Source organism: Clostridium aestuarii (assembly GCF_026735135.1).
In the GTDB taxonomy this organism is placed as follows: Bacteria; Bacillota; Clostridia; order Clostridiales; family Clostridiaceae; genus Clostridium_H; species Clostridium_H aestuarii.
Genome location: NZ_JAPQER010000001.1, coordinates 726,861 through 743,194, shown reverse-complemented (window position 1 = coordinate 743,194; position 16,334 = coordinate 726,861). Strand labels below are relative to the sequence as shown.

Here is a 16,334-nt window from a genome sequence, read left to right as displayed (position 1 = left end):
GAAATTTTATTATAATGTGTATATTTTAAGGATATGGTTTCGTAAAGAATACCATTTAATTTAAAATATGGTAATAGTATAACACCTTTTTTTGAAAAATCAATAGAAGTTGTTAAAAAATAATCGAGCATTTAGAAAAAATATTATTATTACATAAAATGTTTTAAAAGTTAAATAAAAACAGTTATAATTGTATTAAGATTATTATTTGTGGGGATTTTAATTTCCATATTGCTTTTCTTAAAAATAAATTACTGGAGGTAGCAATGAATAATATTAATATATATCAATTAAACGAGCATATTGATTATTTAAGTAAGGATGAATTAAAAGAAGAAGTGATAGAACTATTTAAATTCTTTACTGATGTTAAGGAATATTATAGTTTGAAAATAAATCCCGAATTAGAAGAAAAGATTTTAGAAAAGTATAAAAAAATTATTAAAGAAGAATTTTTTCCACATGATGGAGAGGGAAAAATGAGGTATTCAGTAGTAAGTAAGGCTATTATGGATTTTCAAAGGATAACATCTTCTAAAGCTAAAACAGCAGAGTTGATGCTTTATTATGTAGAGAATGCATTGAAATTTATGAATTACCATGGAAATGTACAAGAGGAATTTTATATAAATATTGAAGGAGTTTTTGATAAAGCCTTAAACTATATATCTAAAAATAACTTAGAAGATCAATTTCATGAAAAAGTGGGGGCTATTGTGGAAAAAAGTAAAGAAATTGGTTTTGAATTTATGGATAGTATGATTGAGATTTTTGATAGCTACTACACTATATAAGAATATTGTGAAACAATATTCTTATAATTAAGATTTAAGAATGAACAATTAACAATTATGGATGATTTTCTTCATTAAAAAATCAGAAAATCTTTAATTAACTATTAGTAAAACTTGTTATGCTTATTGAAATAAAGCACCAGTATCCAATTCACGAATTATTAATTAAAAAATTTCTGTAACAAAGTGGAAGAAAATTCTCGTTCACTGTTAATTCTTCATTGTTAATTCTTAATTATAATAAATATATTTATGCTTAATAGATAATAATAAGTTATAGAAGAAAATAAGTATAAATTTATTGGAGGAGAGATGGATATGGCAGAGCAAAACACCATTACAGTTTTAAATGAATTTGGTAAACCAGTAGAATTGGAGTTAGTAGATGCTCTTAAAGTTGGTGAAAACAAATATGTAATAGTATCAGAAAAAGATTCAGATGTTGCTAATGCATATAAAGAAGTTAGGAAAAATGGAGAAGTAGAATATGCTTCAATAGGTTCTGGAGCAGAATTTAAAAATGTTTTACAAATTTATAATGAAAAACATAATCACTAAATTGAATAAAAAGAGCACAAATATAGTTAAATCTATAATTGTGCTCTTTTACTGTATTTTAAGCTTATTATGACATTTAAAAAAGAAATTTTCTAAGTAGTGAACAATAAAAACTACATTTAGCTATGTGATTTTAAACATCAATATTACGATTTTGAGATTTTAAGCAACATATATACATAGCCATAGTATCATATCTAGCATCGTGAAAAGAAATATCTTCACAGTCAAATATTTTTTTAGTTTTTTCTAGAACGTAATCAGCGTCTATATCATAAAAATGCATAACTTCTTCTACTTTTGGATTTTTATAGCCGTTTCCTCGTCTTGCAGGTAATTTTAGTATATCTTTAAAATATTTCATAGTACAAAACTCTCTTTTTGTATTACAAGATATATTTAATTTACCAAATTCAGCGTCAATAAATTTTTTATCAAAGTTACTATTATGTGCTATAAAAATACCGTCTTTAAAGTCTTCTTTAATTTCATCTACAGCATCTTCAAAAAGCTGACCATTAGATAATACTGCCAATCTATCAACTGTAAATCCATGCACTTGAGCGGCTCTTTCATCCATTTCCCAATCTTCAACCATAAAGAAAAAGTTTTTTGCACGAGAAAATTTCTTGTTTTCTTCTATAATGTAAGTTAGCTGAACTATTCTTCCGGGTTTAAGTCCAGTAGTTTCTGTGTCTAAAAAAATACTTTTCATTTATATTTCTCCTTAATTAAACTGCGTAAGTTTGTTCTTCTTCTGCCCAACATTCAATATTTTCTAATTGTTCAATATTTCTTAACTCTTCAATGTTATCTAAATTGAATACAGGATCTTTTCCTTCCTTCTTTTGTTTAGTATAGTCTTTTAAAGCTGCAAAAGCAATTTTTGAAAGCATTGCAATAGCAATTAAATTAATAAGAGCCATTGAACCCATAAACAAATCTGCCATATCCCAGACAATTTGAATTTTTGCAACTGAACCGAATACAACCATACAAAGCACTAATATTCTATATACAGCTAGTAATCCTTTATTTCCATTAACAAATTCTATATTAGTTTCACCGTAATAATAATTTCCAATTATAGAACTAAAGGCAAAGAGTAAAATACATACAGCTATAAAAACATTACCCCAAGAACCTACTTGAGAGCTTAAAGCTGCTTGAGTAATTTGTATTCCTTTTAAACCTTCAGAAGCATGAGAATTGGAAAGTAATATAATAAATGCAGTAGCACTACAGATTAAAATAGTATCTGTAAATACACCTAAAGTTTGAATGAATCCTTGCTTTACAGGATGAGTTACATCAGCTGTTGCTGCAGCATTTGGAGCACTACCCATTCCAGCCTCATTGGAAAAAAGACCTCTTTTAATTCCCTGCATAATAATTGCTCCAATTCCTCCACTTATAGCTTGTCCAAACCCAAAAGCACTTTTTACTATAAGAGTAAATAATGCTGGAATAGCAGAAAAATTCTTAACTACAACAAATAAAGCAACAAATACGTAAGCTATTGCCATAACAGGTACGATTAATTCAACAACTTTAGCAATTCTCTTTACTCCACCGAAAATAATAATTGCTGTAACAGCTGCAAGGCATAATCCCATTGCTAATCTGCTCCATCCAAAAGCACTTTCGAAGGCTAATGTAATTGTATTAGCTTGTGCAGCGTTAAATACAAAACCATAGGATAAAGTTATTAAAATGGAAAAAACAACTCCCATCCATTTTTTATTTAACCCTTTTTCCATATAAAAAGCAGGTCCACCTCTATAACCATGTTTATCTTTAACTTTATAAATTTGAGCTAAAGTACTTTCAACAAAGCTTGATGCAGCACCTATTAAAGCGATTAACCACATCCAAAAAACTGCTCCAGGACCTCCAAGTGATATAGCTATTGCAACACCAGCTAGGTTACCAGTTCCAACTCTTGAAGCTGTACTGATACAAAATGCTTGAAAGGATGAAACACCTTTATGTTCTTTTTTATTTGAAGACACAGAATTACTTGCACCATCTCCCAATAATTTAAACATTTCCCCCAAAAATTTGAATTGAACAAATTCTGATTTGAAAGTAAAATAAAGTCCAAGTGCAATAAGAACAATAATAAGGACATATGACCAAAGCCATTTATTACCTATGGAAACGATGTTTTCCAAAATATTTAACATTATAGCATACCTCTCCTTTTAGTGAGTATTTATTTTTTAATCAATGACACAATTGTATCAAAAAATAGGTTAAATATCAATTTTTTGTATATTCAATGTTTTCTGAAAGCTTCAAAAGGATATATAGTGAATTATACATGACAGCTATCTGTCGTTTTGATATAATTATATAAAATATTGAATAGTTCGATAATAGTTTGAAAGGATGAAAGATTATTGAATATTATAAAAAAGATTGTATCTTTATTTAAAAGAAAAAATAGAAAAAAGAATCTTATAACAGGAGAAGAAAGTTACAATACAAAAGAAATTCAACAAATCCTATCAGCATTCCAAGAAAATTTGGAATTTTTTCAAATTCTTATTGATACAATTCCTAACCCTATATTTTACAAAGATGAATATGGTATATATAAACATTGTAATAATGCTTTTATAGAATATGTAGGTCTTAAAAGGAAAGAAATTATTGAACACTCTGTTTATGAAGTTTATCCTAAAGAACTTGCTGATATTTATTATAAAGCAGATAATGAATTGATGAAGAGTAAAGGCAAGCAAACGTATGAAGCTAAACTCTTATATAATGATGGTTCCTTTCATGATGTGATTTTTAATAAAGCAGTTCTTATAAATAAACAAAATGAAGTTAAAGGGCTAGTTGGTGTTGTGATGGATATTACAAATCAGAACATAGATAAAAAAAGAATGGAAAGACTTTTGAAGTTGAAGGATGCTGTGTTAGAAATAAGTCATGCTATAATTGGACTAAATAACATCAACGAATTATTTGAGTTGATTTTGGAGAAGGCAACTGAATTAATGGGAAATAGTGAGCTTGCATGTGTATTGGTTTTAGATGAGGATGATAACTTGAAAATTGTTGCTTGTAAAGGATATGATGCTGAGAAGGGTAAGGAATTTAGCATTAATTTAAAAGATTCGTTTTTTTGGATTAAAACAAATGGAAATCCAGAAAAAACAATTATAATTAATGATATTCAAGATATGATTAAGACTAAATTTCCGGTAATTTTGGAAAATAAAGAAGAAATTAAAGTACAATCTTCTATTAGTGCACCAATTATTATAGGAGGAAAGTTATATGGGTTAATAAATGTAGATAGTAGTCGCAACCATGTTTATGATGAAAGTGATTTGGAAATAATGGAATACATGAGGAGTAAAATAGCAATTGCGCTTAATAATCACAAATTATATGAGCAAATTATATATTTATCTAGATATGATAAATTAACTAATGTATATAACAGAAGATACTTTGAAGAATTATTTGATAAGCATATTAAGAAAACAGCTATAAATAATGAACAATTTTTGCTAGGTATGTTTGATTTAAATGGATTGAAACTTATCAACGATAGTTATGGGCATTTAGCAGGAGATGAATTAATTAAGACTTTTGCTAGTCGTTTAAGCAATTTAATTGGATATTCAGATATAGTAGCAAGGTTTGGCGGAGATGAATTTGTATCAATTATTAATGATACAGATTTACAAAATACTATAAAAAAAATTAGAGAGTTAATTAAGGAGTTTAATGATAACCCAATAAGGTTTGAAGAAAACAGCTTTAAATGTAGCTTTAGTTATGGTATTGCTAAGTTTCCACAAGAAGGAAAAGAATATGATGAATTAATGAAAATTGCTGATGAGAGAATGTATAAAAACAAACAGAAGGTGAAAAATAGTAAGAAATATTTACAAAATCAAATTATAAACAAAGACATTGTAGTGCATAATAAGGTATGATATACTTATTTTTAATAATATAAGAAGACAGTTCGTAATCCATCCTGTCTATAAACAAAACTAGGACATGCTACCAGCGTCTTAGGTAGTTTTTTTGTTTATGGGGCAGTTAAGCCCTTTTTTAATGTCCTTTTTTATTAAAAGAGGAGGAGAAAAAATGAAAAAAATTGGTTTGACTACTACTGTACCTGTAGAGGTTATTTTAGCAGCAGGTTATAAACCTGTAGATATCAATAATCTTTTTATAACTTCAGAAGATTATTCAAAATATATAGATATAGCGGAAAGAGATGGTTTCCCAAAAAGTTTATGTGCGTGGATAAAAGGAATTTATGGTGCGTGTATGGAGAACGATATAAAAGAAATAGTTGGAGTTATGGAAGGCGATTGTTCTAATACAAAGGCACTTATAGAAGTATTACGTTTAAAAGGAATAAAGGTTTATCCTTTTTCATTTCCTTATAGTCATAACAAGAGAGATGTAGAAATAGAAATTAAAAAATTTATGGATATTTTCAATGTAAGTTTGGAAAAGGTTGAAAATGTGAGAAATAGATTAAATGAGATTAGAGAATTAGCAAAGGAAGTTGATAAGTTAACATATGTTGAAAATAAAGCTACTGGATTTGAAAACCATTTATATCAGGTTAGTTTAAGTGACTTAAATGGAGATGTAGATAAATTTGAAGTTGAGCTTAAAAATGCCGTGTCAAAAATTAAAAAAAGAGTGCCAATAAATAAAAAGCTTAGATTAGGTTATATAGGGGTTCCACCTATGACGGCTGATTTATATAAATTTGTAGAGAAATTTAATTCACATATTGTTTATAATGAGGTTCAAAGAGAATTCGCTTTTCCAAGAGCAGATAGAGCTTCAAATATATATGAACAATATTATGATTATACATACCCTTATGATATTAAGTTTAGAATTAAAGAACTTAAGGAACAAATTAATGAGAGAAATTTAGATGGTATAATTCACTATACTCAAGCATTTTGTTATAGAGCAGTTGAAGATATTGTATTAAAACAACAGTTAGATATTCCTATTTTAAATATTGAAGGAGACAAGCTAAATAGCTTAGATGCTAGAACAAAACTTAGATTGGAAGCTTTCCTTGATATGTTGCTCGATTTAAAGGGGGAAGCTAGATGAGGATATTAGGAATAGATTTAGGAAGTAGAGAAGTAAAGATTGTATTAATGGAAGACAATATGATAATAAAAAAAATGAAAATAAGTACGATGTCTTTTTATAGAGATTATTGCAGCTTTAATGGAAAAATAACTGTAGATTTAGAAAAGCTTAAAATAGAAAATGTTGATAAGGCTATATCTACTGGATATGGAAGAAATAATACGGATTTAAAAAAGTTTATTGCTATAAATGAGATAAAAGCACATGTTTATGGTGGGTTTTATCAAACAGGATTAAAAGATTTTATACTTTTAGATATAGGTGGACAGGATGTTAAGGTAGCTAAAATAGAAAAAGGAATAACTACTGATTTAGAACTAAATGAAAAGTGTGCTGCTTCTTGTGGGAGATATTTAGAGAATATGGCAAGTGTATTAGAAATATCGCTTGATGAGATGAGTAAATATTATCAAAATCCTATAGAGTTAAATTCAACTTGTGCAGTGTTTTCAGAATCTGAATTGATTGGGAAAATAGCAGAGGGAGCAAATATAGAAAGTTTGAGTGCAGGAGTTAATTATTCTTTATATAAAAGATTAAAACCACTTTTAACTAAGTTTAGAGGAAGAAAACTTGTTTTAACTGGTGGTGTTGCTACTAATATTGCTATAAAGAAATATCTTAATAAAGATTATGATGAGGTGGTTTCTGTTAATTTTCCTCAGTTTAATGGAGCAATTGGATGCTGTTATTATGGGGAGAGAGTATAGGAGGAGATATATGTATATTTTGAGAGCGGAACATAGTTTTGATAGTGCTCATTTTCTTGCTGGATATGAAGGGAAATGTGGTAATATTCATGGACATAGATGGAAGGTAGAAATTCATGTGCAGGCAGAAAAGTTAGTAGAAGGTGGACAATTTGATGGTATGGTAATAGATTTTGGAGATTTAAAAAACGATATAAAAGAAATAGTGGACTTCTATGATCATGCATTGATAATACAGGAAAATACCATGAGAAAAGAGACGTTGGAGCATTTAATTGGGGACGGTTTTAGAATAATAAATGTAAAATTCAGACCTACTGCTGAGAAGTTTGCAGAGTTCTTCTTTAAGCATATGAAGAAAAAGGGGTATAATGTAAAAAAATCTATGGTATATGAAACACCAACTAATTGTGCAGTTTATGAGGAAAGTGAGGTGAAGCAGCTTGACTCAATATAAAGTGGTTGAGAAGTTTATTAGTATTAATGGAGAAGGACGTTTATCAGGTCAGCTAGCTGTATTCATTAGATTTGCAGGATGTAATTTAAAGTGCAGTTATTGTGATACAAGATGGGCTAATGAAAAAGATGTAATATATGAGTTGATGACAACAAAAGAAATATATGAATATATTAAATCTACACAAATCCAAAATGTAACTTTAACTGGTGGTGAACCACTACTGCAAGAAGGAATGCTGAAGCTAATAGAAAAACTTACAGAGGATAAAGAATTATCAATAGAAATAGAAACTAATGGAAGTATTTCTATAAAAGAATTTGCAGATATAAGAAAAAACCCACCTAAAATTACTATGGATTATAAGCTTTCTTCAAGTAATATGGAAGATAAGATGGTAGTTGATAATTTTAATTACTTAAGAAGATATGATACAGTTAAATTTGTAGTAGGTGGTAGTGAAGACTTACAAAAGGTAAAATATATTATTGATAAGTACGATTTGTCAAAAATAACCAATGTGTATATAAGCCCAATATTTGGAGAAATTAATACAGTTGAAATTGTAGAATTTATGAAGGATAATAAAATGAATGGAGTTACTCTTCAAATTCAGCTTCATAAGGTGATCTGGGAACCAGACAAAAAGGGGGTATAACTAATATGGAAATTGATAAGAAAGAAATTGCAAAGCACATAAGAGGTATACTGATAGCTTTAGGAGAAAATCCAGATAGAGAAGGATTACAGGATACTCCAAAACGTGTTGCTAATATGTATGCGGAATTATTTGAAGGAATATGCTATACAAATGATGAAATTGCGGAAATGTTTAATAAAACTTTTGAAGAAGATTTGAATATAGAAGAAAAAAATAAAGATATAGTAATTATGAAGGATATTGAAATATTTAGTCACTGTGAGCATCACTTGGCTTTGATGTATAACATGAAGGTGACTGTTGCTTATTTACCTAAAAAGAAAATTATTGGTTTAAGTAAGATTGCAAGAATAGCTGATATGGTAGGTAAAAGGCTACAACTTCAAGAACGAATAGGAACAGATATAGCTGAAATAATGCAAAAGATTACTGAAACAGAGGATGTAGCAGTTATTATAGAAGGTGAACATGCTTGTATGACTACTAGAGGAATAAAAAAGCCAAATACAAAAACCGTTACGACTACTTTAAGAGGAAAATTTGCTGAAGATGTTTCTCTACAAAATAGATTAATAATGTTATGTAAATAAATTAAATTTCGGGGGAAAAGTCGTGAATAATATAAATAAAGAAAAAGCTGTAGTTGTATTTAGTGGAGGACAGGATAGTACTACTTGTTTATTTTGGGCAAAAAAAAGATTTAAAGATGTTATAGCAGTATCGTTTGATTATGGTCAAAAGCATAAGGTTGAATTGGAATGTGCAAAGGATATTTGTAAAAAATATAATGTAGAGCATCATATTTTGGATTTAGCACTATTAAACCAGTTAGCTCCAAATTCTTTAACTAGAAGTGACATAGAGGTGGATAAAAAATCTCCAAAGGAAGGTGTGCCTAATTCTTTTGTTGATGGAAGAAATATGTTGTTTTTGACTTTTGTGGCGATTTTTGCTAAGCAGAGAGAAATAAATCATATAATAACTGGGGTATCTCAAAGTGATTATAGTGGATATCCAGATTGTAGAGATGGATTTATAAAGTCAATCAATGTAACATTAAATTTAGCAATGGATTATCAATTTGTAATTCATACGCCGCTTATGTGGATAAATAAAGCAGAAACTTGGAAAATGGCTTATGATTTAGGGGTGCTTGATATAGTAAAAAAAGAAACTTTAACTTGTTATAATGGAATGAAAGGAAATGGATGTGGAGAATGTCCAGCATGTGAATTGAGAAAAAAAGGTTATTTAGAATTTAAAAAATTAAATAGCTTATAAAAATTAAAATTTATTAAAAATTAAAATTTATTAAAAAATATAAGTTTTTAAAGAGATTATAAAGTTTATAAAGTAAATAAAAAGAGGAATTTATATAATTTTGTAGAAATACTTTTGATAAGAAGTAAAAATTATACGAAAGATAAATGACAATTTCTAAAATACTATGTATAACGAGGATAACTTATATGAAAAGTATTTCAAAAAAATCAATAAAAATGTTTAGTATGTTATTAATTTTACTTATAGTACTGACGTTTATATTAATTAAAATGAATTTAGATATAGAAGTTAATGATTTTTTTTTAGAAGGGATATGCACAATTTTTGCTATAATTGCTTTTGATATTTCTTTAAAACTTAATATTAAATATTTAAGCATTGGGTGGGCATTGTTAACTATTTCATTTTTTAGTGATACTATTGATGAACTTAAATTTATTGAACTAGGATATTTGATTGAAAATATATTTGAAGAAGTGTTTGTAGTAGTAGGAATAATATTTATTGGATATGGCTTTTATAAAGCTATTGAGGAAAAAGAAAAACTTTTACAAAATTTTAAGGATATAGCATTTAAAGATGCTCTAACAAATTTACCTAATAGAAGAATAATAAAGGAAAGAGTGACATTAGCTATTAAAGAAGCAAAAGAAAATGATAAAAAAGTAGGAGTAATATTTATTGATTTAGATAAATTTAAGTTAATAAATGATACATTTGGACACAGCATTGGTGATTATTTTCTAAAAAAGGTTTCTAGTAGATTAAAAGATGTTGTTAGAAAAGGGGAAATTATTGCTCGGTTAGGTGGAGATGAGTTTATAATAGTATTGAATGATATAAATGGACTAAAAGATGTAGAAGATGTAGCGAAGAAGATCATAGAGATTTTTAAGCATCCATTTATACTAAAAGAAAAACAAATTCACATTACTTGTAGTATGGGGATTTCTTTGTTTCCTGAAAATGGAGAAGATGCTGAAACTTTATTTAAAAATGCTGATATTGCAATGTATAATGTAAAAGAAAAAGGTAGAAATAATTATAAATTTTATAATAATGCAATGGATAATAGTGTAATGAGTAGTTTAGAAGTTGCAGAAAGCCTTAGAACTGCATTAAAAAAGAGAGAATTTATTATTCATTATCAACCTAAAATTAATATTAGAACGGGGCAAGTTACAGGACTAGAAGCATTAATAAGATGGCAGCACCCTAAGCTAGGATTGATTTATCCAAATGATTTTATATTAATAGCAGAAGAGACAGGGCTTATTAAAGAAATAGATGAACATATATTAGAACTAGCTTGTTTACAAATTAAAAAATGGATAAGTGATGGTTTGAAACCAATAAATATTGCAGTAAATATTTCTGCAAAAATGTTTAACAATAGTGAGTTTATTGATAAATTAGAGTCTATATTAACAAGTACAGGTATTGATACTTCATATATAAGCATAGAAATTACTGAGACAGCAGCTATGGAAGATATAGAACGTGCTTATGACATTCTTGCTAAGTTAAAGAAAAAGAAAATACAAATAGCATTAGATGATTTTGGAAAAGGATATTCGTCGTTAAGCTATTTAAAAACATTTCCAATAGATGTATTGAAAATTGATAAATTGTTTGTTGATGGAATAGCTAAAGATAAAAGAGATGAATCCCTTATAAAAGCAGCTATTACAATGGCAAAAGCTTTAGAGATAAAAGTTATATCAGAAGGTGTGGAAACTAATGAACAACTTAGGTTTTTAAATGAAATCGAGTGCGATGAATATCAAGGATATTTATTTAGTAAACCAGTTGTTGTTGAAGAAATTGAAGCAATATTAGGTGAAAAAGAAATGTGTTGGTGATAAATGGCTAAACTAAGAAAAGTGCGTTGCACTTTTCTTTTATTATTCATTAAATTCTTCTTTCATAAAATCTTTTCCATAGTGTGTTAGCATATATAATTGTTCGTTATCTTTATTATTTACTCTTTCAATTAAGCGACATTTTTCCAAATCTTTTATAGAAGCGAGTACAATTTTATGACGTTTTTTAACAAAACGAGAACATAAAGTATCTACATTGCAGTTTTTGTCAGGATATAATTCGTACATGATTTTTTTAGCATAAGGTTTGTGGCTCTTTTTTAATTTATCATACATAGTAACACCTTCCTATCATCATATTGTTTGTACATAATATGATAGAAAAGTTAAAGTTATTCCTAATAAATTATTTAAACTTAATTTAGGAAAACTATATAATAGTTAAGTTGTTACTATTTGATAAAGTATAGGTAAAAATATTCCTGGAAGTAAATTTGCAACTTTTATTTTAGTCATTCCTAACACATTAAAGCCTAATCCTATTATTAGAATTCCACCTATTGCAGTCATGTTAGTTATTACTGATTGAATCAATATTACTTTTAAAAAAGATGCTCCAAGTGTTATTATTCCTTGGTATACAAATACTGATATAGCTGATAGCATAACACCAATTCCTAAAGAAGATGCGAATATTATAGAAGTAATGCCATCAATGATTGATTTTGCAAAAAGAGTTTTGTGATTTCCTGAAAGACCACTTTCAAGAGAACCTATAATTGCCATAGCTCCAATACAAAATAAGAGACTTGTTGTTACAAAGCCTTCCGCTATTTGACCACCACTTTTTTTTAGCTTAACTTCTATGGTGTTTCCTAAATTTTCAATTCTTTTATCTATATCTATTATTTCTCCAATTATTGATCCTATAACCATAGAAATAATAATTATAAGCATACTATTAGACTCGAATTTATTATAAGTATCTATAATATTTGATACTCCTATAAAAAGTACACAAAGTGCTAATCCGTTCATAACAGTTTTGCTTATTTTTTCATTTATCCCTTTTTTAAACAAAATACCTATTAAACTTCCTACAATGATTGCAATAGAATCAACTGTTGTTCCAATCAAATAAATTCACCCCCAAAATATAAATAAGAATATTTATTTATTATAAGCTTATTCTACAAAAAATGTAACCCATAAGTTGGGGTAGAATAATTATTAATTTATTGAGAAATATTTATTTTGAGGATATCAGATTTTAAAGTATCTAATATCTTTACTAACTCATTTATATGATAATTATAAACGATAGTACTATCTGTAGTAGTATATGAACTTTGTTTTAATTCAATATTATAGATGGATGCAATATTAGTTAGATTACTTTTAGTTAAGTTGCAATTTATATCTAAGGCTTTAATTATAGATAGATGATTAAAAGCTTTTTTAGATAGTGTTAAAAATACTTTAAAATCATCTATTTCACAAAGTTTATTTTGTTTATATGTAATTTCTTCATAAAATGAATTTACTAAACTTTCATAATTAGATATTTTTTTATTTAGTGTTAAAAGATCTATATTGCTATTGTTATAAATTTTTTCTTTTGTTAACTTAAAAATATTATCAATAATTTCTTTTCTTAATGTGTTTAAATTATCCAAGTACTTTGGAGGAAATACAAAATAATTAACTAAAACTGCTATAATTATACCTACAAAGGTTTCAAATAATCTATGTATACTGTATATAAAAGGTGTTTTATCTATAAGATTTGTCATAATAGCTAGAAAAACAATACATGCAATGGTTACAGACTTTTTTCGTCCTAAACTAGTACATATGTAAATTACAACTATTATTCCTATACCACATAAAAAAACGTTTCTAGGTTGTATAAGTGCAAATAAAAATCCAATCACAGCACCGATAAAAGTGCCAATCATTCTATTTTTACCTATTGTAAAAGAATTGAACACTGAACTTTGCATGCAAATTACTGCGGCAATGCAAGCATAAAAAGGATACTTAAAATTTAAAATTCTTAAAATAATTATACATAAAAAAACTGATAATGAAGTTTTTAAGTTTCTCATACCTATTTTTCTCATGTTGAAATTAACTCCTTTTGAACAAATATATATACTAATTTAAATATATTATACACAAATAACCATAGAAGGTAAATAAATGAGAAAAGATATTGATACTAAGAAAATATATTATGAAATTTCTTCAATTAATAATTTATAAAAATAAGGATATTCTATTTAAAGAGGATATATTTTAGGAGGTGCCCTATGAAATCTCGTGAAAAAGCAAAAAATGATAATAAAAAAGATTATAAGAAGCAAGGGTTTAAATCTCAAGGACAATTTGCTAAAAATCAGATAGTTCAAACTACAGAGAAGCCTAAATATAATAAAAGTGGAGTGGAAGCCAAAAATAAATATGATTTTGAATAACAAAATTCGGTAGGAAGTAACCTACCGAATTTTATTTTAAATTTTCTTATATAATAAAAAAATGCCGAATTAAAAGGTGGAAATTTAATTAACTCAAAAGCCTTCAAGGAAGTTCTCTTAGGAACTTCTTATTGTCAATAATGTATGACAGTGATAAATCTAGAAAAATATCCTCTATAGAAATTTAAAAAGAAAGATTTCTATAGAGGGTATTTTATGTGGTTTGTAGAATAAAGTAATAATAAAAGTTTAACTTCTATATTTAGTATATATATGAGATAATATATATAATTCTATATAAAAAAGTAGGTGTGAGTTTATGGAAAAAGAATTATTAAATGCTGTTTTAAATAGTACTTCAGAAGGAATTATTATTACAGATGATAAACTGAAAATAAAAGAAGTTAATAAAATAGCTTTAAAAATTCTTGGTCTTAAGCTTAAAGAAATAATTGATAAAAATATTAAAGATATATTTAATAATATCAGATTGTTGAATGACTGCTTAAAAAATGGTGAAAGATATAAAAATGAGGATTGTACATTTGTTATAAATGATAACAGGGTTCGCTGTGTTACTAATATAGAACCTATAACATATGTAGAGAACATAGGCGGAATAGTTGTTGCTTTTAGATATACAAAGCACATACATAAGGTAGTAAATAATGTTATTGGATATAGTGCATCGTATACTTTTAAGGATATTGCTACAAAAAATCAAAAAATGAAAAAAATAATAGAATATGCTAAAAAGGCAGCAAATGCAGATTGTAATATATTATTAGAGGGAAGTAGTGGTACTGGAAAAGAAGTTTTTGCACAAGCTATTCACAATTATAGTAAACGATTTAAAGGACCTTTTGTTGCAGTTAATTGTGCAGCTATACCAAGAGAGCTTGTGGAAAGTGAACTTTTTGGATACGAAAAAGGTGCTTTTACAGGTGCAAATAAAGGAGGATATCCAGGCAAATTCGAACTTGCAGATGGTGGAACAATATTTTTAGATGAAATTGGAGAGTTGCCACTTGATATTCAGTCTAAATTGCTTAGAGTATTAGATAACCATAAAATAGTAAGAGTTGGATCAACCTACGAAAAAGGTATTAATGTAAGAGTTATTTCTGCTACGAATAAAAATTTAATTGATGAAGTAGAGAATAAAAATTTTAGATATGATCTTTATTATAGATTAAATGTTATAGGAATACGTTTAATTGATTTGAATGAAAGAGAAGAAGATATAGAAGAATTAACAAAACATTTTTTAAAGAAATTAAATAACAAAAATATAGAAAATGTTAAAACAATAGATAAAGAGGCAATGAAAAAATTAACAGAGTATAAGTGGTTAGGCAATGTAAGAGAACTAAGAAATGTAGTTGAAAAATCTTATTACTTATGTGATTGTAATAGAATAACCGAAAGGTATTTATTGAATTTATTAAGAGATAAGCCAAAGAACAATGCAAATGTTGTGGAAGAAGAGATAAGTAATTTAGATGTAAAAAAAGAAGATATACTTCCACTTAAGATTTTAGAAGAACAAAACATGAAAAAAACATTAATTTTCTGTAAAGGAAATGCTGAAGAAGCAGCAAAACTCTTAGGAATAAGTAGAGCTACAATTTATAGAAAAATTAGTAAATACGGTATAAAAGTAAGTGAGTATCAAAATGAGAAAAAATAAGTATTTAATCTCAAATTGAGAAAATATAGTATCATAATGAGAAAAAAGAATAATTACAGAAGATATTAATAGGAAAAAAGGCTGTTTTTAGCCTTTTTTTATTTTTGGAACAAAAAATGCTGTGTAATTAATGGAAAATATTAAAAGGGGGAAGCTTAATGATAAGAACTACAAATATTAAACAATTAGTTAGGGCAGCATTACTTATAGCAGTAGGAATTATTTTACCAATATTTTTTCATATATTTGGAACTCAAGCAGGAGCTGTGTTTTTACCAATGCATATTCCTATTTTGATAGGAGGGTTTATTCTAAGTCCATCATATGCTTTGATAATAGGAATTTTAACTCCTATTTTAAGTCATATATTTACAGGGATGCCACCGTTCCCATTTGTATATATAATGATGTTTGAATTAGCTGCCTATGGTTTATTTATTTCATTTTTATATAATAAAATTAGATTAAGTGTATATCCTTCATTAATTATTGGAATGATTTTAGGTAGAATAGTTAATGTTTTAGGAGTATATATAATTATTCACATGATAATAGGAAAACCATTTAAACTTGATATTATTGCTGCAGGATTATTTTTAAAAGGATTACCGGGAATAATAATTCAGCTTATTTTTATACCTTTAGTAGTATATGCTGTGAAAAAAAGTTTAGGAAAAGAAGAAAAAAGTGTACAGGTTTAAGTAAAAATAAATTTTGTTG

The 16,334-nt window shown here is 27.1% G+C and carries 17 protein-coding genes and 1 pseudogene; 13 read left to right on the top strand and 5 right to left on the bottom strand.

Annotated features, from left to right (window positions below; all coding sequences use genetic code 11):
- Positions 1-266 precede the first annotated feature (266 nt).
- Positions 267-794 (top strand): DUF6155 family protein, encoded by a 528-nt coding sequence (locus OW763_RS03130; protein WP_268039601.1) that lies wholly within the window; start codon positions 267-269, stop codon positions 792-794.
- 318 nt (positions 795-1,112) lie between these two features.
- The gene (locus OW763_RS03125; protein ID WP_268039600.1) at positions 1,113-1,352 is read left to right on the top strand and encodes a DUF1292 domain-containing protein; all 240 of its coding nucleotides are present in this window, start codon (positions 1,113-1,115) and stop codon (positions 1,350-1,352) included.
- Between the two features lie 133 nt (positions 1,353-1,485).
- On the opposite strand, the gene OW763_RS03120 is transcribed toward OW763_RS03125, so the two are convergent.
- Complete coding sequence (locus tag OW763_RS03120) at positions 1,486-2,067, bottom strand: 3'-5' exonuclease (protein WP_268039599.1); 582 nt, start codon at positions 2,065-2,067, stop codon at positions 1,486-1,488.
- Positions 2,068-2,083: 16 nt separating this feature from the next.
- Entirely contained in the window at positions 2,084-3,538 is a 1,455-nt protein-coding gene (locus OW763_RS03115) for an alanine/glycine:cation symporter family protein (protein ID WP_268039598.1), read from the bottom strand.
- Positions 3,539-3,754: 216 nt separating this feature from the next.
- On the opposite strand from OW763_RS03115, the gene OW763_RS03110 reads away from it, so the two are divergent.
- The 8 genes and pseudogenes from OW763_RS03110 (at position 3,755) to OW763_RS03075 (ending at position 11,486) form a co-directional block, all read left to right on the top strand.
- Complete coding sequence (locus tag OW763_RS03110; protein ID WP_268039597.1) at positions 3,755-5,311, top strand: sensor domain-containing diguanylate cyclase; 1,557 nt, start codon at positions 3,755-3,757, stop codon at positions 5,309-5,311.
- Between the two features lie 157 nt (positions 5,312-5,468).
- Entirely contained in the window at positions 5,469-6,470 is a 1,002-nt protein-coding gene (locus OW763_RS03105; protein WP_268039596.1) for a 2-hydroxyacyl-CoA dehydratase family protein, read from the top strand.
- A complete protein-coding gene (locus OW763_RS03100; protein WP_268039595.1) occupies positions 6,467-7,222 on the top strand; it encodes an acyl-CoA dehydratase activase in 756 nt (251 codons plus the stop codon). The genes OW763_RS03105 and OW763_RS03100 overlap by 4 nt, the downstream gene beginning before the upstream one ends.
- Before the next feature lie 10 nt (positions 7,223-7,232).
- The gene (gene queD, locus OW763_RS03095; protein WP_268039594.1) at positions 7,233-7,679 is read left to right on the top strand and encodes a 6-carboxytetrahydropterin synthase QueD; all 447 of its coding nucleotides are present in this window, start codon (positions 7,233-7,235) and stop codon (positions 7,677-7,679) included.
- Complete coding sequence (gene queE, locus OW763_RS03090; RefSeq protein ID WP_268039593.1) at positions 7,666-8,337, top strand: putative 7-carboxy-7-deazaguanine synthase QueE; 672 nt, start codon at positions 7,666-7,668, stop codon at positions 8,335-8,337. Before queD ends, queE begins: the two co-directional genes overlap by 14 nt.
- Positions 8,338-8,342: 5 nt before the next feature.
- The gene (gene folE / locus OW763_RS03085; RefSeq protein WP_268039592.1) at positions 8,343-8,930 is read left to right on the top strand and encodes a GTP cyclohydrolase I FolE; all 588 of its coding nucleotides are present in this window, start codon (positions 8,343-8,345) and stop codon (positions 8,928-8,930) included.
- Positions 8,931-8,949: 19 nt separating this feature from the next.
- A pseudogene (gene queC / locus OW763_RS03080) lies at positions 8,950-9,621 on the top strand (7-cyano-7-deazaguanine synthase QueC); the annotation flags it as partial.
- Positions 9,622-9,809: 188 nt separating this feature from the next.
- Complete coding sequence (locus OW763_RS03075; RefSeq protein ID WP_268039591.1) at positions 9,810-11,486, top strand: putative bifunctional diguanylate cyclase/phosphodiesterase; 1,677 nt, start codon at positions 9,810-9,812, stop codon at positions 11,484-11,486.
- Between the two features lie 42 nt (positions 11,487-11,528).
- On the opposite strand, the gene OW763_RS03070 is transcribed toward OW763_RS03075, so the two are convergent.
- From OW763_RS03070 to OW763_RS03060, 3 genes are all read right to left on the bottom strand, one after another.
- Entirely contained in the window at positions 11,529-11,783 is a 255-nt protein-coding gene (locus OW763_RS03070) for a hypothetical protein (protein WP_268039590.1), read from the bottom strand.
- Between the two features lie 105 nt (positions 11,784-11,888).
- Entirely contained in the window at positions 11,889-12,584 is a 696-nt protein-coding gene (locus tag OW763_RS03065) for a DUF554 domain-containing protein (RefSeq protein WP_268039589.1), read from the bottom strand.
- 98 nt (positions 12,585-12,682) lie between these two features.
- Positions 12,683-13,570, bottom strand: coding sequence for an FUSC family protein (locus OW763_RS03060; RefSeq protein ID WP_268039588.1), 888 nt, complete (start codon positions 13,568-13,570; stop codon positions 12,683-12,685).
- A gap of 189 nt (positions 13,571-13,759) precedes the next feature.
- Here OW763_RS03060 and OW763_RS03055 point away from each other — a divergent pair, with 189 nt between their 5' ends.
- The 3 genes from OW763_RS03055 to OW763_RS03045 all read left to right on the top strand — a co-directional run bounded on the left by OW763_RS03055 (position 13,760) and on the right by OW763_RS03045 (position 16,315).
- Positions 13,760-13,924, top strand: coding sequence for a hypothetical protein (locus tag OW763_RS03055; protein ID WP_268039587.1), 165 nt, complete (start codon positions 13,760-13,762; stop codon positions 13,922-13,924).
- 319 nt (positions 13,925-14,243) lie between these two features.
- Positions 14,244-15,614, top strand: coding sequence for a sigma-54 interaction domain-containing protein (locus tag OW763_RS03050; protein ID WP_268039586.1), 1,371 nt, complete (start codon positions 14,244-14,246; stop codon positions 15,612-15,614).
- 158 nt (positions 15,615-15,772) lie between these two features.
- A complete protein-coding gene (locus OW763_RS03045; RefSeq protein ID WP_268039585.1) occupies positions 15,773-16,315 on the top strand; it encodes an ECF transporter S component in 543 nt (180 codons plus the stop codon).
- Positions 16,316-16,334: the final 19 nt, after the last annotated feature.

What these genes read in the sequence shown, in the direction of transcription:
- OW763_RS03130 (WP_268039601.1), top strand. Translation starts at nt 267, where the DNA reads ATGAATAATATTAATATATATCAATTAAACGAGCATATTGATTATTTA.
- OW763_RS03125 (WP_268039600.1), top strand. Translation starts at nt 1,113, where the DNA reads ATGGCAGAGCAAAACACCATTACAGTTTTAAATGAATTTGGTAAACCA.
- OW763_RS03120 (WP_268039599.1), bottom strand. Translation starts at nt 2,067, where the DNA reads ATGAAAAGTATTTTTTTAGACACAGAAACTACTGGACTTAAACCCGGA.
- OW763_RS03115 (WP_268039598.1), bottom strand. Translation starts at nt 3,538, where the DNA reads ATGTTAAATATTTTGGAAAACATCGTTTCCATAGGTAATAAATGGCTT.
- OW763_RS03105 (WP_268039596.1), top strand. Translation starts at nt 5,469, where the DNA reads ATGAAAAAAATTGGTTTGACTACTACTGTACCTGTAGAGGTTATTTTA.
- OW763_RS03100 (WP_268039595.1), top strand. Translation starts at nt 6,467, where the DNA reads ATGAGGATATTAGGAATAGATTTAGGAAGTAGAGAAGTAAAGATTGTA.
- queD (WP_268039594.1), top strand. Translation starts at nt 7,233, where the DNA reads ATGTATATTTTGAGAGCGGAACATAGTTTTGATAGTGCTCATTTTCTT.
- folE (WP_268039592.1), top strand. Translation starts at nt 8,343, where the DNA reads ATGGAAATTGATAAGAAAGAAATTGCAAAGCACATAAGAGGTATACTG.
- OW763_RS03075 (WP_268039591.1), top strand. Translation starts at nt 9,810, where the DNA reads ATGAAAAGTATTTCAAAAAAATCAATAAAAATGTTTAGTATGTTATTA.
- OW763_RS03070 (WP_268039590.1), bottom strand. Translation starts at nt 11,783, where the DNA reads ATGTATGATAAATTAAAAAAGAGCCACAAACCTTATGCTAAAAAAATC.
- OW763_RS03060 (WP_268039588.1), bottom strand. Translation starts at nt 13,570, where the DNA reads ATGAGAAAAATAGGTATGAGAAACTTAAAAACTTCATTATCAGTTTTT.
- OW763_RS03055 (WP_268039587.1), top strand. Translation starts at nt 13,760, where the DNA reads ATGAAATCTCGTGAAAAAGCAAAAAATGATAATAAAAAAGATTATAAG.
- OW763_RS03050 (WP_268039586.1), top strand. Translation starts at nt 14,244, where the DNA reads ATGGAAAAAGAATTATTAAATGCTGTTTTAAATAGTACTTCAGAAGGA.
- OW763_RS03045 (WP_268039585.1), top strand. Translation starts at nt 15,773, where the DNA reads ATGATAAGAACTACAAATATTAAACAATTAGTTAGGGCAGCATTACTT.